14 protein-coding genes are annotated in these 19913 nt (G+C 68.0%); 10 read left to right on the plus strand and 4 right to left on the minus strand.

The genetic code is table 11. The annotated features are described in order from the left end of the window. The first annotated feature begins 72 nt into the window (after window positions 1-72). Genes VK92_RS29500 through VK92_RS29510 form a run of 3 tightly spaced genes read left to right on the plus strand, consistent with a single transcriptional unit; the run spans window position 73 to window position 3572 of the window. Window positions 73-1116, plus strand: a complete 1044-nt coding sequence (locus VK92_RS29500) for a Fe(3+) ABC transporter substrate-binding protein (RefSeq protein WP_021163380.1) — start codon at window positions 73-75, stop codon at window positions 1114-1116. Then, the gene (locus tag VK92_RS29505; protein ID WP_048024430.1) at window positions 1106-2794 is read left to right on the plus strand and encodes an ABC transporter permease; all 1689 of its coding nucleotides are present in this window, start codon (window positions 1106-1108) and stop codon (window positions 2792-2794) included. The genes VK92_RS29500 and VK92_RS29505 overlap by 11 nt, the downstream gene beginning before the upstream one ends. 4 nt (window positions 2795-2798) lie before the next feature. Beyond that, on the plus strand, window positions 2799-3572 hold the full coding sequence (locus VK92_RS29510) for an ABC transporter ATP-binding protein (RefSeq protein ID WP_048024429.1): 774 nt from the start codon (window positions 2799-2801) through the stop codon (window positions 3570-3572). Between the two features lie 42 nt (window positions 3573-3614). Here the strand turns inward: VK92_RS29510 and VK92_RS29515 are convergent, their stop codons facing one another. The 4 genes from VK92_RS29515 to VK92_RS29530 form a co-directional block, all read right to left on the minus strand. Continuing rightward, entirely contained in the window at window positions 3615-4085 is a 471-nt protein-coding gene (locus tag VK92_RS29515; RefSeq protein ID WP_006484401.1) for an Lrp/AsnC family transcriptional regulator, read from the minus strand. A gap of 244 nt (window positions 4086-4329) precedes the next feature. Next, window positions 4330-4971: an NAD(P)-dependent oxidoreductase gene (locus VK92_RS29520; protein ID WP_048024426.1), complete on the minus strand. Its 642-nt coding sequence runs from the start codon at window positions 4969-4971 to the stop codon at window positions 4330-4332. Window positions 4972-5099: 128 nt separating this feature from the next. Further along, the gene (locus tag VK92_RS29525; RefSeq protein ID WP_021159400.1) at window positions 5100-5555 is read right to left on the minus strand and encodes an Rrf2 family transcriptional regulator; all 456 of its coding nucleotides are present in this window, start codon (window positions 5553-5555) and stop codon (window positions 5100-5102) included. A 90-nt stretch (window positions 5556-5645) separates the two neighbouring features. Next, a complete protein-coding gene (locus VK92_RS29530; protein WP_021159399.1) occupies window positions 5646-6074 on the minus strand; it encodes a hypothetical protein in 429 nt (142 codons plus the stop codon). 193 nt (window positions 6075-6267) lie between these two features. On the opposite strand from VK92_RS29530, the gene VK92_RS29535 reads away from it, so the two are divergent. From VK92_RS29535 to VK92_RS29565, 7 genes are all read left to right on the plus strand, one after another. Further along, entirely contained in the window at window positions 6268-6603 is a 336-nt protein-coding gene (locus tag VK92_RS29535) for a hypothetical protein (protein ID WP_048024424.1), read from the plus strand. A gap of 263 nt (window positions 6604-6866) precedes the next feature. Next, on the plus strand, window positions 6867-8060 hold the full coding sequence (locus VK92_RS29540) for an ammonium transporter (RefSeq protein WP_048024422.1): 1194 nt from the start codon (window positions 6867-6869) through the stop codon (window positions 8058-8060). 159 nt (window positions 8061-8219) lie between these two features. Next, a complete protein-coding gene (locus VK92_RS29545) occupies window positions 8220-10184 on the plus strand; it encodes a PhoX family protein (RefSeq protein WP_048024420.1) in 1965 nt (654 codons plus the stop codon). 635 nt (window positions 10185-10819) lie between these two features. Continuing rightward, window positions 10820-11644: an IclR family transcriptional regulator gene (locus VK92_RS29550; RefSeq protein ID WP_048024418.1), complete on the plus strand. Its 825-nt coding sequence runs from the start codon at window positions 10820-10822 to the stop codon at window positions 11642-11644. A 254-nt stretch (window positions 11645-11898) separates the two neighbouring features. Next, window positions 11899-13266, plus strand: a complete 1368-nt coding sequence (locus VK92_RS29555; RefSeq protein ID WP_048024416.1) for an MdtA/MuxA family multidrug efflux RND transporter periplasmic adaptor subunit — start codon at window positions 11899-11901, stop codon at window positions 13264-13266. A 15-nt stretch (window positions 13267-13281) separates the two neighbouring features. Next, entirely contained in the window at window positions 13282-16395 is a 3114-nt protein-coding gene (locus tag VK92_RS29560) for an MdtB/MuxB family multidrug efflux RND transporter permease subunit (RefSeq protein ID WP_048024414.1), read from the plus strand. A gap of 104 nt (window positions 16396-16499) precedes the next feature. Further along, entirely contained in the window at window positions 16500-19808 is a 3309-nt protein-coding gene (locus tag VK92_RS29565; RefSeq protein WP_048024411.1) for an efflux RND transporter permease subunit, read from the plus strand. The last annotated feature ends 105 nt before the right edge of the window (window positions 19809-19913 follow it).

Genomic DNA, 19913 nt, shown 5'->3' on the forward strand with positions numbered 1-19913 from the left:
TGTTCCGGGTCGATCGAGCGGCAGGCGCGCCCCGGAACGCTCCCTTCGTCCACCTGCCCCTCCGGAGTCTTCATGTCGAATCCGCGCACCCGCCTGCTGCCGCTCGCCGGCGCCCTCGCCCTTGCCGCCGCTGCCTTCGCGCCGCCGGCCCACGCGGCCGAGGAAGTCAGCCTGTACACCACCCGCGAACCGAAGCTGATCCAGCCGCTCATCGAGGCGTTCACCAAGCAGAGCGGCGTCAAGGTCAATACGGTGTTCGTGAAGGACGGCCTGCTCGAGCGCGTGAAGGCGGAAGGCGCGCAGTCGCCGGCCGACGTGCTGATGACGGTCGACGTCGGCAACCTGCTCGATCTCGTCGACGGCGGGCTGACGCAGCCGGTGCGCTCGAAGACGCTCGACGACGCGATTCCCGCGAACCTGCGCGGCGCGAACGGCGACTGGTACGCGCTGTCGCTGCGCGATCGCGTGCTGTACGTCGAGAAGGACCTGAAGGTCGATGCGTTCCGCTACGAGGATCTCGCCGATCCGAAATGGAAGGGCAAGGTCTGCATCCGCTCGGGCCAGCATCCGTACAACACGGCGCTCGTCGCGGCGATGATCGCGCACGACGGCGAAGCCGCGACCGAGAAATGGCTGCGCGGCGTGAAGGCGAACCTCGCGCGCAAGGCGACGGGCGGCGACCGCGACGTCGCACGCGACATCCTCGGCGGCATCTGCGACGTCGGCCTCGCGAATGCGTACTACGTCGGCCACATGAAGAATGCGGAGCCCGGCAGCGACGCACGCAAGTGGGGCGATGCGATCAAGGTCGTGCGGCCGACGTTCGCGAACGCGAAGAGCGGCGGCACGCACGTCAACATCAGCGGCGCGACGGTCGCGAAGCATGCGCCGCACAAGGCCAACGCGGTGAAGCTGCTCGAATACCTCGTGTCGCCGGAAGCGCAGGCGCTGTATGCGCAGGCGAACTACGAATACCCGGTGCGCGCGAACGTGAAACTCGATCCGGTGATCGCCGGCTTCGGCACGCTGAAGATCGACCCGCTGCCGCTGGCGGACATCGCGAAGCACCGCAAGCAGGCGAGCCAGCTCGTCGACAAGGTCGGTTTTGACAACTGACGCAACCATCGCCGGCGCGCGCCGCGTGGCGTGCCGGCCGCGCCTGCTGCCGCGCGCGGGCAGCGTGTGGCTGCTCGCGGCGCTGGCGATCGCCGCGGCGGTCGCGGCGCCGCTCGCGGTGCTCGTGGCCGCCGCGTTCGACGCCGATCTCGCGCACTGGCGGCATCTCGCCGAATTCGTGCTGCCGCAGGCGCTCGTCAATACGCTGCTGCTGCTCGCGGGCGTCGGCACGATCGTGTCGATCGTCGGCACCGGCTGCGCGTGGCTCGTCACCGCATACGACTTTCCCGGCCGCCGCGTGCTCACATGGGCACTGCTGCTGCCGCTCGCGGTGCCCACCTACATCGTCGCGTTCGCATACCTCGACCTGCTGCACCCGATCGGCCCCGTACAGGGCGCGATCCGCTGGCTGCTCGGCTTCGACAGCCCGCGCCAGTTCCGCCTGCCCGACCTGCGCTCGCTGCCCGGCGCAATCTTCGTACTCGGCTTCGTGCTGTATCCCTATGTTTACCTGAGCACGCGCGCGATGTTCGTCACGCAGTCCGCGAGCCTGCTCGAAGCCGCGCGCACGCTCGGCGCGGGACGCACCGCCACGTTCTGGCGCGTCGTCGTGCCGCTCGCGCGGCCCGCGATCGCGGTCGGCGTGAGCCTCGCGCTGCTCGAAACGCTGAACGATATCGGCGCATCGGAATTCCTCGGCGTGCAGACGCTGACGGTATCCGTGTACACGACATGGATCACGCGGTCCGATCTCGCCGGCGCCGCACAGATCGCGCTCGCGATGCTCGCGATCGTCGTGGGCATGATCGTGCTCGAACGCTACGGGCGCCGCCGCCAGCGCTATGCGCATGGCCGGCGCATGCGGCCGATCGCGCCGCGCCGCCTGGCGGGTACGGCCGCATGGGGCGCCGCCGTGCTCGGCTGGCTGCCCGTGCTGCTCGGCTTCGGCGCGCCGGCCGCGTATCTCGCGGTCGAGACGGCCAAGCGGCTGCATCTCGTCGGGGGCGTGTCCGCGCAACTGATGACGGGGCTCGCGAACACGCTGACGATCGCCACCGCCGCCACCGTCGCGACACTCGCGTGCGGGCTCGTCGTCGCATGGGCCGCGCGCGCGCAACGCGACAGCGCAGGCGCGGGCCCGGCCCGCGTGTGCGCGAGAATCGCGAGCCTCGGTTATGCGGTGCCCGGCACCGTGCTCGCGATCGGCCTGCTGATCCCGTTCGCGGCGGCCGACCGGCTGTTCGGCGCGGCACTCGGCCGCGACGGGCTGCTGCTGATGGGCTCGGCGGCCGCGCTCGTGATCGCCTACACGGTGCGTTTTCTCGCGATCCCGGCCGGCAGCATCGAGGCCGGCCTCGCGCGCATCCCGCCGTCGCTGGAACAGGCCGCGCGTTCGCTCGGCGAAACGGCCGGCGGCACGCTGCGCCGCGTGCACCTGCCGCTGCTGCGGCCCGCGCTCACCACGAGCGCACTGCTGGTGTTCGTCGACGCCATGAAGGAATTGCCGGCGACGCTGCTGCTGCGTCCGCTGAACTTCGACACGCTCGCCACCTGGCTGTATGCGGAAGCGGCGCGCGGCACCTACGAGGAAGGCGCGGTCGCCGCCCTCGCGATCGTGCTGGCCGGGCTCGTACCCGTGATCCTGCTCGCCCGCACCCGCCACAAGATCGGAGCCTGACACCGTGAACCTGCTCGAACTCGATGACCTCTGCCTCGCCTACGACACGCCGCACGGCCGCCGCACGGTGGTCGACGGCCTGAGCCTTGCGCTGCCGCGCGGCGACATCGGCTGCCTGCTCGGTGCGTCGGGCTGCGGCAAGACCACCGTGCTGCGCGCGATCGCCGGCTTCGAACCGGTGCGCATGGGGCGCATCGTGCTGGACGGCGCGCCCGTCGCGGCGCCATCGCTCGACGTGCCGCCCGAGCGGCGCCGCATCGGCATGATGTTCCAGGATTACGCGCTGTTTCCGCACCTCAGTGCGGCCGACAACGTCGCGTTCGGTTTGCGGCGCACGCCGAAGACCGAACGGCGCATGCGTGTCGCGGAAATGCTCGATCTGGTCGGCCTTGCCGATTCAGGCAGCGCCTATCCGCACGAGCTGTCGGGCGGCCAGCAGCAGCGCGTCGCGCTCGCCCGTGCGCTCGCGCCGTCACCGGAACTGCTGCTGCTCGACGAGCCGTTCTCGAATCTCGACGTCGATACGCGCGAGCGGCTCGCGTTCGAGCTGCGCGACATCCTGAAACGCACGGGCCACACCGCGATCCTCGTCACGCACAACCAGGCGGAAGCGTTCGCGATCGCCGACCGGATCGGCGTGATGAAGGATGGCCGGCTCGCGCAATGGGATACGCCGTACGCACTGCATCACCATCCGGCCAGCCCGTTCGTCGCGGATTTCGTGCGCCGCGACGCACTGGCCGACGAGCGCGCACGCGCACTGGCGCGCGGCCGCTGAACCCGCGGGCGCGCTGCACGCCCGCGCCGTTTCGTTGCCGCGCTACGCCGGCTCGGCAAGGTCGCGCACGGGCAGCGCGGTCGAATACTTGATCTGCTCCATCGCGAACGACGAGCTGACGTCGAACAGCGGCACCGTACGAATCAGCTGCTTGTAGACGCGGTCGTAATCGTCGATGCCGGCCACCACGACGCGCAGCAGATAGTCGGTCTCGCCGCTCATCCGGTACACCTCGACCACTTCCGGCATGTCGCGCACGGCCTGCGTGAACCGCTGCGCCCATTCCTCGGTGTGCTGGTTCGTCCGGATCGCGACGAACACGGTCGTGCCGACCCCAAGCTTGCGCGGATCGCACAGCGCAACCTGCGCGCGAATCGCGCCGGTTTCCTTGAGCCGCTGCACGCGCTTCCAGCACGGCGTCTGCGACAGGTTCACGCGCTGTGCCAGTTCCGCGATCGGCAGCGTGGCATCCGCCTGCAACAGCTCCAGCAGCTTGCGATCGATGGCGTCCATTTCTCCAGCCCCTCGTAGATAGAAATTTATTCTATTCATCCTGCACAACGGGGAACAATATGAAAACCGCCTCGCCGCGTCGACCAGTGTAAATACCGATCCGGTACACGCGCGGGTCGTGCGCGTCTGCCGGCACGCAGCCCGCTCCAGACGAAACAGGCGATCCCGCCCGTCAAGGTGGAATCGCCTGGCGTTCCTGCACGTCGCGGCCGGCCCGGCGCTCACGCGCCGGCCGGCGCGCCGCTCAATACGCGACCGTCGCGATCTCGCGCACGAAGCTGCCTTGCTCGAGCGCATCGACGAACGCGACCGCGTAGTCTTCCGTCGAGATCCTGCTGTTGCCCTGCGCATCCGCGATCAGCTTGCCGACGCCCGTGCGGAACGTGCCCGTGCGCTCGCCCGGGGCGATCATCGCGGCCGGCGCGAAGAACGTCCAGTCGAGATCGTCGACCGTCTTCAGGTAGGCGAGCGCATCGCGGTGCGCGAGCGCCTGCGCCTTGTATGCTTCGGGAAAGCCTTCGCTGTCGACCAGCTGCTTGCCCGGCGCGATTTCGAGCGAACCTGCACCGCCCACCACCACGAGCCGCTTCAAGCCCGCCTCGCGTGTGCCGGCGACCAGCGCTTTCGCGGCCGCGACGACCTGCGCCGCATCTTCCTGCTTCGGGCCGTACGCGCTCGCGACGACGTCATGACCCGGCAGCGCGGCCGCAATGCTGGCCGCGTCGAACAGGTCGGCCGCCTTCGCGGTGATGCCGTCGCCGGCCGCGCCGGGATGGCGCGACAGCGCGGTCACGCGATGGCCGCGTCGCACGGCTTCCGCGGCAATGCGCGAGCCGATCGTGCCGGTGGCGCCGAACAGCGCGATATTCAGGGTACGTTGCGTCATGTCGATTCTCCAGTAAGCAAAATATGTAACGACGTCAATTACAGATAAGATCGAAAAAAACGGGGCAAAGCCCCCGTTGCGCCGGACACCGCGCATGCGCGCCGTCCGGCTTCCTGCCCTGCCGCCGGTTACCCGCCGGCGCGCACGTCATGTTGCGTACGCTGTTCCAGATCCAGCACGTCGGCCGTGACGTCGGCCAGCGTGCGCGTGGCAAGCGAGGCTTCCATCGCGCGCTGCGCGTCGCCGATGTAGTCGGTCAGCGCGCCCTGGATGTGCCGCCCGACGAGACACGCGGGATTCGGTGCCTCGCGGTGCAGCGCGAACAGTTGCGCATCGTCGACCGCACGATATACGTCGAGCAGCGTGATCGCGCCGGGCTCGCGCGCCAGCAGCGCACCGCCGCCCGCGCCCAGCTGCGACGTGGTCAGCCCGGCAGCCGCCAGCATCGACAGCAGGCGGCGGATCAGCGCCGGGTTCGTGTTCACGCTGCCCGCGATGATGTCTGACGACAGCGGCACGCCTTCCTGCATCGACAGCAAGGCAAGCACGTGGACGGCAAACGCGAACCGGCTGCTGGTATTCATTCCTCACCCACTTGACGACGCCGGCCCATCCTGCGGCCGGCGACATGTGTAACCATCATAATTACATTTCGCGGATCATGCAAGCCCGCGTCACTCTCCGCTCGCGGGCTTGGCGCCCGACGCATTCTGCTGGCTCCACTGCTGGAGCTTCTTGCCGGCTTCGGCGATCTTCGCGCCGGCTTCGGAAGCCGCATGCGCGACGACCGCGGAAGCAGCCGCGTCGATCTGCGCCTGCGCGGCGGAGGCGAGGCCGCTCGCGGACAGCGGCGGCACGGCCGACGCCGCGGACGCGATGCCGGCCTTCGCGGCGTTGATCTGCTGGTTGACGGTGCTCGCCACCTGGTCGAGCGCCTTGGCCGCATTGTTCGCGGCATCGGCGGCCGCGCTCGCGGCCGTATCGGGTTGCGTGACCGGCGCACCGGACTTCTCGCAGCCCGCGAGCAACAGCAGCGCACCGGCGGCCACGGCCGCCAGTACGGACCCGGGCACGCGACGCGCCCGCGATGTCTTCATCTTCATCAGCAATCTCCGGCCGCGCGTGGCGCGGCCTCGTGGTTGGACCGACGTCGATGATACCGCCTGTTGAACAGGGCCAATCACGCCCCGCCATTAAAAATGGCTTTCAATTTCGGACTTGTCTGATTCAATCGCACACGCGAGGACTCTAAAGTGGGCGAGCTTCAACCCGCTTCGGACGTGCCCCCTTTTTCTCATGGATTTCCTCGTCAACTGGCTCATCGCCCTGGCCGCGTTGCTCGCCGCCACGCTGTTCCTGTGTCTGCGCCCGCGGTCGGCGCACCGCCTGGCCGAATCCGGGCGCCCGCGCCGCGTCGCAGCCGCGCGCCTGCTCGCGCAGGCCGTGATCGGCTTCTGGACGGCCGCGCTGATCGTCGCGCAAGGCATCCTCGGCCCCGACGCCGACGGCCAGTCGCTCACGGGCTTCGCGGCGCTCGCGTTCGCCGCGCTCGGGCTGACAACCGTCGCCGCCTACTGGTCGGTGTGTGCGCTACGGCTGCGGCGGCCGCCCCCGCTGTTCGCGCGCCACTGACGCGCCGGCTGGTGCGCCGCGACGCACCATCGCGCACCACGCCGCACCAACCGGCTCGTCGCACGCACCAGTTCCGTACGCGCCGCACCACACACGTGCACCCGGCATCGCGCTCGGGCTGCGCCGGCTACGCCCTCTTCCCGTGCACGATTCATCGGAATGCCTCACCACGCGGCGCCCGGGCACCAACTCCATGCGTCGGCTCACCAAGTTGGCTCGATATTTGCATTCCTTGCCCGTTTTTTGCGCAAGGAAGCCACGGCATGGATGGTCTGAAATCCGGCGTCGACTCACTGTTCCTGTTGATCGGCGCCGTCATGGTGCTCGCGATGCACGCGGGCTTTGCATTTCTCGAACTCGGCACGGTCCGCAAGAAGAACCAGGTCAACGCGCTCGTGAAGATCCTGGTCGACTTCTCGGTGTCGACGCTCGCGTATTTCTTCATCGGCTACACGATCGCGTACGGCGTCGAGTTCTTCGACGACATCGGCACGCTGTCGCAGCACAACGGCTACGCGCTCGTGCGCTTCTTCTTCCTGCTGACCTTCGCGGCGGCCATTCCCGCGATCGTCTCCGGCGGCATCGCCGAGCGCGCGAAGTTCAATCCGCAGCTCGTCGCGACGCTGATCATCGTCGGCTTCATCTATCCGTTCTTCGAAGGGATCGCGTGGAACGAACGCTTCGGGGTGCAGGCCTGGCTCACGCACGCGTTCGGCGCGCCGTTCCACGATTTCGCGGGCTCCGTCGTCGTGCACGCGTTCGGCGGCTGGGTCGCGCTGCCGGCCGTACTGCTGCTCGGCGCGCGCCATGGCCGATACGCTAAGGACGGCCGGATCGCCGCGCACCCGCCGTCGAACATCCCGTTCCTCGCGCTCGGTGCGTGGGTGCTCGCGGTCGGCTGGTTCGGCTTCAACGTGATGAGCGCGCAGACGCTCGACAAGATCAGCGGCCTCGTCGCCGTGAACTCGCTGATGGCGATGGTCGGCGGCACGCTCGCCGCGTGGATGGCCGGCCGCAACGACCCGGGCTTCACGTACAACGGGCCGCTCGCGGGCCTCGTCGCGGTCTGCGCGGGCTCCGACGTGATGCACCCGATCGGCGCACTCGTCACGGGCGCGGCCGCCGGCGCACTGTTCGTCGCGATGTTCACCTGCGTGCAGAACAAGTGGCGCATCGACGACGTGCTCGGCGTGTGGCCGCTGCACGGCATGTGCGGCGCGCTTGGCGGCCTCGCGGCCGGCGTGTTCGGCCTGCCCGCGCTCGGCGGCCTCGGCGGCGTGTCGTTCATGTCGCAGCTCGTCGGCACGCTCGGCGGCATCGCGATCGCGACTGCGGGCGGCACGCTCGTGTACGGTGCGCTGAAGGCGACCGTCGGGCTGCGCCTCGACCGCGAAGCCGAGTTCGACGGCGCGGACCTGTCGATCCACCGCATCTCGGCGACGCCCGAACGCGATTGAGCCCCTGACGAACGCCCGGCTCGCCATTACGTTTTCAATTCAAAAAACTTTCATCGAGCGTCCTTACACTTCCGTCCAGTTTTCAATTTGCCTTCGCGGAGCTTGCCGAGCGCCTGCTTCGCGAAGGCCATTCTTCCAACAACTGAAACTGGACTCCACATGCCCGCGTTGCCCAATGCTTCCCGTCGTCAGGCCCTGAAGATCCTCGCCGGCGCGCCGATGCTTCCCCTTTCCGGCCTCGCGCTGCCTGCCCTGCTGACGGGTTGCGGCGGCGACGACAATCCGGCGTCGACGCCGGCCCCGGTCGCCGCCGCGTACACGTCGGCGACGTTCTCGGCGATGGCCGCACCGACGCTCGACAACGCGGCCGCGATGGCCACGACGACGGTCGGCTCGACGCTGTCGGTGTCGTTCTCGGACGGCTCGGCGCGCAACTTCAAGCTGGCGTACCGGCCGTTCTTCGTGACGGGCGACATGGTGCCGGACGGCAAGGGCGGCACGACGCTCGCGGGCGGCTACTACGACATCAACAACCAGCCGATCATCGACCGCTCGGTTGCCGGCAAGGAGCGCCAGTTCTATTCCGACTGCCCGGACGGCAGCTCGCTGCTGACGCTGAAGAACGCGAACGTGCCCGGCGTGAAAGGCAACACGGTCTTCGCCGTCGTGCAGTTCGAATACACGACGCGCGACCAGGCGAGCGCATCGCAGTACGGCCAGCTGCCGTCGCCGATCGCGGTGCTGACGCTCGACCAGGATCCGGCCAACGGCGCGCTGAAGGTCGTCAAGTACCACAACGTCGACACGTCGAAGGCGCACGGCCTGTGGATCACGTGCGGCGCGAGCCTGTCGCCGTGGGGCACGCACCTGTCGAGCGAGGAGTACGAGCCGGACGCGACCAAGGCCGCGACCGATGCGCAGTTCAAGGCGTTCAGCAAGAACACGTTCGGCGACGAGACGAAGGCGAACCCCTACCACTACGGCCACCTGCCCGAGATCACCGTGAATCCCGACGGCACGGGCACCGTGAAGAAGCACTATTGCCTCGGCCGCATCTCGCACGAGCTGATCCAGGTGATGCCGGACCAGCGCACCGTGATGATGGGTGACGACGCCACCAACGGCGGCCTGTTCATGTTCGTCGCCGACAAGGCCGCCGACCTGTCGGCCGGCACGCTGTATGTCGCGAAGTGGACGCAGACCTCGTCGGCTGGCGCCGGCACCGCGACGCTCACGTGGATCAGGATCGGCCACGCGACGAGCAGCGAGATCGAGGCGCTCGCGAACACGTTGAAGGCATCGGACATCATGGACCTGATGACCACCGACCCGAACGATGCGAGCTACACGAAGGTCCACTTCGGCGGCAAGTTCAACTGGATGCGCGTGAAGCCGGGGATGGAAAAGGCGGCCGCGTTCCTCGAGACGCACCGCTACGCGGCACTGCTCGGCGGCAGCATGGGCTTCACGAAGCTCGAAGGCACGACCGTGAACGCGAAGGACAAGATCGTCTACACGGCGATGTCGCGGATCGAGACGTCGATGGTCAAGGGTAATGCGGCGTCGCGCGACGTCGCGGTCGACAAGAAGATCGCCGCGGGCGCCGTCTATGCGCTGAACCTGAAGGGCAGCCAGCGCGACACGACGGGCAGCGCGATCGACAGCGAATGGGTGCCGGTCGACATGGGCGCGCCGGCCGCGCTCGTCGGCGAGGATCTCGCCGCGGCCGACGGGCTCGGCAACCTCGCGAACCCGGACAAGATCGCGAACCCGGACAACCTGAAGTTCTCCGAAAAGCTGCGCACGCTCTTCATCGGCGAAGACTCGGGCATGCACGTGAACAACTTCCTGTGGGCCTACAACGTCGACACGAAGTCGCTGGTGCGCGTGCTGTCGTGCCCGGCCGGCGCGGAATCGACCGGCCTGCACGCGGTCGACGAGATCAACGGCTGGACGTACATCATGAGCAACTTCCAGCACGCGGGCGACTGGGAATCGCCGCTGCACGACAAGGTCAAGCCGACGCTCGACCCGCTCGTGCGCGCGAACTTCAAGGACCGCTTCGGCGCGAGCGTCGGCTACCTGACGGCCGAGCAGACCAGCATCAAGCTCGCGAAGGCCTGACCGGGCCGCGCGAGGAGGCGCCGCCCGCCGGCCGGGTGGCCCGGCCGGGGGCGTCCCTGACCGGGCGTCCCCAACCGAACGTCCCTTTCTTCATCACCGATCATTCGTCGGCGCTCCACGCCGTTTGATGCGCGATGCCCAGTGCGGACATCGCGCTTTTTTTTGCGCGTGCGAATCGCGTCACGCGCACGCGCGGGCAGACGCCGCGCGGGTAAAAACGGGGGGGTTCGACGATCGGGGGATAATACGGGCCTGACGCGTCCGGGCGGGCGAGCAGGAAAACGGGCAAAAAAAAGCGCCACGGAGACCGTGGCGCTAAAAAAGTTCTAGCCATTCCGAGGGCCGTGCTAGAACCTGAGAGACTGCGCGAAACATCGTTGCCGGTTAAACTCTTGAAACGATGTTTCGAAAACGTGAGACATTCTTTCCGTTTCCGCCCGACAAGTCAAGCGGTATTTGCACCGATTCATGCACTTTCTGGCAACGCTCAGTTGAGCGTTTTCCTAATAAACCAAGGGTGAACCCGTAAAATCTCATCCAATGACCGGTTCACCCACGGAACATGCATCCTTTGACAATAGTCCTACAATTCCAACAAAATTGAAATCGAGTTTCGGAATTAGAGAGAATCCCTCGTGTCGACAACTGTAACCCCTCCCGCGTCGCGGGACCGTGAATCGTCGCCCGACGAGATCACCGCCCTCGCCCGCGGCCTCGCCGTGCTGCGCCGCATCGCGGCGGCCGACGCGCCCGTCAGCAACCGCGAGCTGACCGAACTGACCGGCATCCCGAAGCCGACCGTCTCGCGCATCACCGCGACGCTCGTCAGCGCCGGCTTCCTGTTCCAGTTGCCCGACAGCGAGCGCTTCGTGCTCACCGCGTCGGTGCTCGAACTGAGCCACGGCTTCCTGCGCAACTTCGACATCCGCGCGCGTTCGCGGCCGTTCATGATCGAGCTGGCCGAACGCACGTCGCTGTCCGTGCACCTCGCGGTGCGCGACCGGCTCGACATGGTCGCGATCGACGTGATCCGTCCGCGTTCGGCCGTACTCGTCACGCGCCTCGAGATCGGCTCGCGGATGGACATCGCGCGCACCGCGGTCGGCCGCGCGTATCTCGCCGCACTCGAGGACGACGAACGCCGCCTGCTGCTCGAGTCGCTGCGCACCACGGCGGGCGACGACTGGCCGCATGTGTCCGCCCGCCTGACCCCTGCGCTGGACGATGCGATGCGCGACGGCCACGCGATCGCGATCGGCGAATGGCGCGAGGGCCTGAATGCCGTCGCGGCCGGTTTCGTCGGTCCGTCGGGCCAGCGCTATTCGGTGAATTGCGGTGGCGCGTCGCACCAGTGCCCGCCCGAATGGCTGCACGAACACGTGGTGCCCGCGCTGCACGAATGCATCGCGAAAATCACCCGCGAGATCGGCGGCGCACCGGCCCGTCGCAGCGGCGTGTAATCGTTCCGTCATCGTACTGTCGCGTTCTGTAACGACCGTAACCCGTTGAAAGATAGACCACTGGACTGTAACGGGGACGGGACGTAGGATCATGCCCATCGTCGCGCCGCACTCGCGGTGCGCACCGCTCTTTTCCCGCGCAGACCGGCGGGGGCCCGGACCGAGCCGGGCGTCCCCTCCCCGGCACCGCTCGCCCACGCGCAGCCCAGCAGTCCGATTTCCGGCCCGCCGCGCCGTCTTCCTGACAGATCACGATGGATAACGAACAAAAGCCCACGCCTCCTTCGAACGACCCCGCGTCTCCCGCCGCACGACGCCCGCGCCGCACGCTGATGGCCGGGGCGCTCGCGGTCGTCGTCATCGGCGGCCTGCTGTGGTGGCACCCGTGGAACCGCACGCCGGCGGCCGGCAGTGCCGCGACGGGCGCGGGTGCAAGCGCCGCCGGTGGCGGCGGCCACCGCGGCCGAGGCGGCCCCGCCGCGATGGCGAACATTCCGCAGCCCGTGCAGGTCGCGACCGCGACGCAGGGCGAAATGCCGATCGTGCTGTCCGCGCTCGGCACCGTCACGCCGCTCGCGAACGTGACGGTCAAGACGCAGCTGTCGGGCTACCTGCAGTCGGTCTCGTTCCAGGAAGGCCAGATCGTCAGGAAAGGCGACGTGCTCGCGCAGATCGACCCGCGCCCGTACCAAGTCGCGCTCGAGAACGCCGAAGGCACGCATGCGCGCGACGCGGCACTGCTCGCGACGGCCCGCCTCGACCTGAAGCGCTACCAGACGCTGCTGTCGCAGGACTCGATCGCGTCGCAGACGGTCGATACGCAGGCCTCACTCGTCAAGCAATACGAAGGTGCGGTGAAGACCGACCAGGCCGCGATCGATTCCGCGAAGCTGAACCTCACGTATGCGCGCATCACGGCGCCGGTGTCGGGCCGCGTCGGCCTGCGCCAGGTCGACCCCGGCAACTACGTGACGCCGGGCGATACCAACGGCATCGTCGTGATCACGCAGTTGCAGCCGATGAGCGTGATCTTCACGACGTCGGAAGACAACCTGCCGCAGATCCTCAAGCAGGTGAACGCGGGCCAGAAGCTGTCGGTCACCGCGTACAACCGCAACAACACGGTGCCGCTCGAGACGGGCTCGCTCGCGACGCTCGACAACCAGATCGACACGAGCACGGGCACGGTCAAGCTGCGCGCGAACTTCGATAACAAGGAAGGCATGCTGTTCCCGAATCAGTTCGTGAACACGCGGCTGCTCGTCGACGTGATGCGCAACGCGACGATCGTGCCGACCTCCGCCGTGCTGACCGGCTCGATCGGCCAGTTCGTCTACGTCGTGAAACCCGACAACACGGTGACGGTGCGCAAGGTCACGGTCGGCCCGGTCGACGGCGAACGCACGAGCATCGTCAGCGGCGTGTCGCTCGGCGAACGCGTGGTGACCGACGGCTCCGACCGCCTGCGCGAAGGCGCGAAGATCTCGATCCCGGCCGACAAGCCGAAAGGCGCATCGGGCACGCGCGGCGCCGGCGCGGCGTCGGGTGCATCGGGCGCCGGCGGCCAGCGCGGCGGACACCGGCACGGCGCGTCGCAGGCAGCGGCCCCCGCGGCCCAGTAACGCGCGGGCCACTCGATGAATCCATCCCGCCTTTTCATTCTCCGGCCGGTCGGCACCGCCCTCCTGATGGCGGCGATCATGCTGGCAGGTCTCGTCGCGCTGCGCTTCCTGCCGCTCGCCGCGCTGCCGGAAGTCGACTATCCGACGATCCAGGTCCAGACCTTCTACCCGGGCGCGAGCCCTGAAGTGATGACCTCGTCGGTCACCGCGCCGCTCGAACGGCAGTTCGGGCAGATGCCGTCGCTGAACCAGATGTCGTCGCAGAGTTCGGCCGGCTCGTCCGTGATCACGCTGCAGTTCTCGCTCGACCTGCCGCTCGACATCGCCGAACAGGAAGTGCAGGCCGCGATCAACGCGGCCGGCAACCTGCTGCCGTCCGACCTCCCTGCCCCGCCGATCTATGCGAAGGTCAACCCGGCCGACGCGCCGGTGATCACGCTCGCCGTCACGTCGAAGACGCTGCCGCTCACGCAGGTGCAGGACCTCGCCGACACGCGCCTCGCGATGAAGATCTCGCAGATCGCGGGCGTCGGCCTCGTCAGCCTGTCGGGCGGCAACCGCCCGGCCGTGCGGATCCAGGCGAACCCGACCGCGCTCGCGAAGTACGGGATGAACCTCGACGACCTGCGCACGACGATCTCGAACCTGAACGTGAACACGCCGAAGGGCAACTTCGACGGCCCGACGCGCGCGTACACGATCAACGCGAACGACCAGCTCACGAGCGCCGATCAATACAACAGCGCGGTCGTCGCGTACAAGGGCGGCCGCCCGGTGATGCTCACCGACGTCGCGACGGTCGTCGCCGGCTCGGAGAACACCAAGCTCGGCGCGTGGGTGAATTCGGAACCCGCGATCATCCTGAACGTGCAGCGCCAGCCGGGCGCGAACGTGATCGCGACCGTCGACGCGATCAAGGCGCAGTTGCCGAAGCTGCAGGAAACGCTGCCGGCCGCGCTCGACGTGCAGATCGTCACCGACCGTACGACGATGATCCGCGCCGCCGTGCGCGACGTGCAGTTCGAGCTGCTGGTCGCGGTCGGGCTCGTCGTGCTCGTGATGTACCTGTTCCTCGCGAACATCTACGCGACGATCATCCCGAGCCTGTCGGTGCCGCTGTCGCTGATCGGCACGCTCGCGGTGATGTACATGGCCGGCTTCTCGCTGAACAACCTGTCGCTGATGGCGCTCACCATCGCGACCGGCTTCGTCGTCGACGACGCGATCGTGATGATCGAGAACATCGCGCGCTACGTCGAGGAAGGCGAATCGGGGCTCGAGGCCGCGCTGAAGGGCTCGAAGCAGATCGGCTTCACGATCATCTCGCTGACGGTGTCGCTGATCGCGGTGCTGATCCCGCTGCTGTTCATGGGCGACGTGGTCGGGCGCCTCTTCCATGAATTCGCGATCACGCTCGCGGTGACGATCGTGATCTCGGCGATCGTGTCGCTCACGCTCGTGCCGATGATGTGCGCGAAGCTGCTGCGCCATTCGCCGCCGCCCGAGAGCCACCGCTTCGAGGCGCGCGTGCACCAGGCGATCGACTGGGTGATCGCGCGCTACGCGGTCGCGCTCGAATGGGTGCTGAACCGCCAGCGCTCGACGCTCGTCGTCGCGCTGCTGACGCTCGCGCTGACGGGCCTGCTGTACGTGTACGTGCCGAAGGGCTTCTTCCCCGCGCAGGACACCGGCGTGATCCAGGCGATCACGCAGGCGCCGCAGTCGATCTCGTACGGCGCGATGGCCGAGCGCCAGCAGACGCTCGCGGCCGAGATCCTGAAGGATCCGAACGTCGCGAGCCTCACGTCGTTCATCGGCGTCGACGGCAGCAACATCACGCTGAACAGCGGCCGGATGCTGATCAACCTGAAGGCGCGCGACGAACGTTCCGAAACGGCCGCGCAGATCATCCGCGACCTGCAGCAGCGCGTCGCGAACATCACCGGCATCTCGTTGTTCATGCAGCCGGTGCAGGATCTGACGATCGACTCGACGGTCAGCCCGACGCAGTACCAGTTCATGCTGACGAGCCCGAACTCGGAAGAGTTCGCGACCTGGGTGCCGAAGCTCGTCGCGCGGCTGCAGCAGGAGCCGTCGCTTGCCGACGTCGCGACGGACCTGCAGAGCAACGGCCAGTCCGTCTACATCGAGATCGACCGCGCGAGCGCCGCGCGCTTCGGCATCACGCCGGCGACCGTCGACAACGCGCTGTACGACGCGTTCGGCCAGCGCATCGTGTCGACGATCTTCACGCAGTCGAACCAGTACCGCGTGATTCTCGAGTCCGAGCCGAAGGAGCAGCACTACGCGCAATCGCTGAACGACATCTACCTGCCGTCGGCGGGCGGCGGCCAGGTGCCGCTGGCGTCGATCGCGTCGTTCCACGAACGGCCGTCGCCGCTCCTGGTCGCGCACCTGTCGCAGTTCCCGTCGACCACCGTCTCGTTCAACCTCGCGGCGGGTGCGTCGCTCGGCGAGGCGGTCAAGGCGATCGACGCCGCCGAGAAGGACATCGGGCTGCCCGCGTCGTTCCAGACGCGCTTCCAGGGCGCGGCGCTCGCGTTCCAGGCATCGCTGTCGAACCAGCTGTTCCTGATCCTCGCGGCGGTCGTCACGATGTACATCGTGCTCGGCGTGCTGTACGAGAGCTACATCCACCCGATCACGATCCTGTCGACGCTGCCGTCGGCCGGCGTAGGCGCGTTGCTTGCGCTGATGATCACCGGGCACGACCTCGACATCATCGGGATCATCGGCATCGTGCTGCTGATCGGTATCGTGAAGAAGAACGCGATCATGATGATCGACTTCGCGCTCGAGGCCGAACGTGTCGAAGGCAAGCCGCCGCGCGAGGCGATCTACCAGGCATGCCTGCTGCGCTTTAGGCCGATCCTGATGACGACGCTCGCCGCGCTGCTCGGCGCGGTGCCGTTGATCGTCGGCGCCGGCGCGGGCTCCGAGCTGCGCCAGCCGCTCGGGGTCGCGATCGCCGGCGGCCTGATCGTGTCGCAGGTGCTGACGCTGTTCACGACGCCCGTGATCTACCTCGGCTTCGACTCGCTCGCGCGCCGCGTGCGCGGCTGGTTCGAGCGCCACGGCCCGCAAGCCGGCACGCGCACGGATGCGTAAATGACACGACCCTCACGCACACTTCGTTCGCGTGGGGGGGCGCAGCCCTCCCATCTCCCGAAAACGCATCCGTCGGAACACGCGGCGGCCCAGCGAGTGCCGACATGAACCTGTCGCGCCCCTTCATCACGCGCCCCGTCGCGACGACGCTGCTCGCGATCGGCGTCGCGCTCGCGGGCCTGTTCGCGTTCGTCAAGCTTCCGGTGTCGCCGCTGCCGCAGGTCGACTTCCCCACCATCTCGGTGCAGGCGTCGCTGCCCGGCGCGAGCCCCGAGACCGTCGCGACCAGCGTGACGAGCCCGCTGGAGCGGCACCTCGGCTCGATCGCCGACGTCTCCGAAATGACGTCGACGAGCACGGTCGGCAATGCCCGGATCATCCTGCAGTTCGGCCTGAACCGCGACATCGACGGCGCCGCCCGCGACGTGCAGGCCGCGATCAACGCGGCGCGCGCCGACCTGCCCGCCGCGCTGAAGAGCAACCCGACCTACCGCAAGGTCAACCCGGCCGACTCGCCGATCATGGTCGTGTCGCTGACGTCGGAAACCTCGTCGCCCGCGAAGCTGTACGACGCCGCGTCGACGGTGCTGCAGCAGTCGCTGTCGCAGATCGACGGGATCGGCCAGGTGTCGGTGAGCGGCTCCGCGAACCCGGCCGTGCGCGTCGAGCTCGAGCCGCAGGCGCTGTTCCACTACGGGATCGGCCTCGAGGACGTGCGCGCGGCGCTCGCCTCCGCGAACGCCAACGCGCCGAAGGGCGCGATCGAGTTCGGCCCGCAGCGCTACCAGCTGTATACGAACGACCAGGCGTCCGAGGCGTCGCAATACCGCGACCTCGTCGTCGCGTATCGCAACGGCGCGGCCGTGAGGCTGTCCGACCTGTCCGACGTCGTCGATTCGGTCGAGGATCTCCGCAACCTCGGCCTGTCGAACGGCAAGCGCGCGGTGCTCGTGATCCTCTACCGCTCGCCCGGCGCGAACATCATCGACACGATCGACCGCGTGCGCGCGGCGCTGCCGCAGCTCACCGCGTCGCTGCCGGCCGACATCACGGTCACGCCCGTGCTCGACCGCTCGACCACCATTCGCGCGTCGCTGAAAGACACCGAGCACACGCTGCTGATCGCGATCAGCCTCGTCGTGATGGTCGTGTTCCTGTTCCTGCGCAACTGGCGCGCGACGCTGATCCCGAGCGTCGCGGTGCCGATCTCGATCGTCGGCACGTTCGGCGCGATGTACCTGCTCGGCTTCTCGATCGACAACCTGTCGCTGATGGCGCTGATCGTCGCGACAGGCTTCGTCGTCGACGATGCGATCGTCGTGCTCGAGAACATCTCGCGGCATATCGAGAACGGCAAGTCGCGCATGCAGGCCGCGTTCGACGGCGCGCGCGAGGTCGGCTTCACGGTGCTGTCGATGAGCATTTCGCTCGTCGCGGTGTTCCTCCCGATCCTGCTGATGGGCGGCATCGTCGGGCGCCTGTTCCGCGAGTTCGCGCTGACGCTGTCGCTTGCGATCGCCGTGTCGCTCGCGGTGTCGCTCACCGTCACGCCGATGATGTGCGCGCGCCTGCTCCCCGAGTCGCACGAACCGCAGAGCGAAGGCCGCTTCGCGCGATTCCTGGAACGCTGTTTCAGCCGCATGCAGCGCGGTTACGAACGCTCGCTGTCGTGGGCGCTGCGCCGGCCGTTGCTGATCCTGCTGACGCTCGTCGCAACGATCGTGTTGAACGCCTACCTGTACGTCGTCGTGCCGAAGGGCTTTTTCCCGCAGCAGGACACCGGGCTGATGATCGGCGGCATCCAGGCCGACCAGTCGACGTCGTTCCAGGCGATGAAGCTGAAGTTCTCCGAGATGATGCGGATCGTGCAGGGCAACCCGAACGTGAAGAGCGTCGCGGGCTTCACCGGCGGCACGCAGACCAACTCGGGCTTCATGTTCGTCACGCTGAAGGATCGTACCGAGCGCAAGCTGACGGCCGACCAGGTGATCCAGCAACTGCGCCCGCCGCTGGCGGACGTCGCGGGTGCGCGCACGTTCCTGCAGGCGGCACAGGACATCCGCGTCGGCGGCCGGCAGAGCAACGCGCAGTACCAGTTCACGCTGCTCGGCGATTCGAGCGCCGACCTGTACAAGTGGGGGCCGATCCTGACCGAGGCGCTGCAGAAGCGCCCCGAGCTGACCGACGTGAATTCGGACCAGCAGCAAGGCGGCCTCGAGGCGATGGTGACGATCGACCGCGCGACGGCCGCGCGGTTCGGCATCAAGCCCGCGCAGATCGACAATACGCTGTACGACGCATTCGGCCAGCGCCAGGTCTCGACGATCTACAACCCGCTGAACCAGTACCACGTGGTGATGGAAGTCGCGCCGAAATACTGGCAGAGCCCCGAGATGCTGAACCAGGTGTGGGTCAGCACGTCGGGAGGCAGTGCGAACGGCTCGCAGACCACCAACGCGGCGGCCGGCACCTACGTCGCGACGTCGGCCGGCACGTCGAGCGCCGGCACGGCCGCGCAGAGCGCCGCGGCGATCGCGTCGGACTCCGCGCGCAACCAGGCGCTCAACGCGATCGCGGCGAGCGGCAAGTCGAGCGCGTCGTCGGGTGCGTCGGTGTCGACGTCGAAGTCGACGATGATCCCGCTGTCGGCGATCGCGACGTTCGGGCCGAGCACGACACCGCTGTCGGTCAACCACCAGGGGCTGTTCGTCGCGACGACGATCTCGTTCAACCTGCCGCCCGGCGTGTCGCTGTCGCAGGCGACGCAGGTGATCTACCAGACGATGGCGCAGGTCGGCGTGCCGCCGACGATCGTCGGCAGCTTCCAGGGCACCGCGCAGGCGTTCCAGCAGTCGCTGAACGACCAGCCGATCCTGATCCTCGCGGCGCTGCTGGCCGTCTATATCGTGCTCGGGATCCTGTACGAGAGCTACATCCACCCGATCACGATCCTGTCGACGCTGCCGTCGGCCGGTGTCGGTGCGCTGCTCGCGCTGCTGCTGTTCAAGACCGAGTTCAGCATCATCGCGCTGATCGGCGTGATCCTGCTGATCGGTATCGTGAAGAAGAACGCGATCATGATGGTCGACTTCGCGATCGACCAGACGCGCAACTACGGCAAATCGTCGCTCGACGCGATCCACGAGGCGTGCCTGCTGCGCTTCCGGCCGATCATGATGACGACGATGGCCGCGCTGTTCGGCGCACTGCCGCTCGCGTTCGGCAGCGGCGACGGTGCCGAGCTGCGCGCGCCGCTCGGGATCGCGATCGCCGGCGGCCTGATCGTGTCGCAGGTGCTGACGCTCTATACGACGCCGGTCGTCTACCTGTACATGGACCGTTTCCGCGTCTGGGCCGAGAAGCGGCGCAACCGCCGCGGGAATTCCGGCGGGCCGGCCGTCGCCGGGGAGTGACGGAAGCGGCCGCCCGCCGGGCGGCCGCTTGCCGCGCTTGCGCATCGGCAGCGATCGGCTATCGTGAGTCCATGCCCACCGCGGGACCCTTCACGGGGACACGCC

Origin of the sequence: Burkholderia sp. LK4 (assembly GCF_001043615.1) — a bacterium.
Lineage (GTDB): Bacteria > Pseudomonadota > Gammaproteobacteria > Burkholderiales > Burkholderiaceae > Burkholderia > Burkholderia cepacia.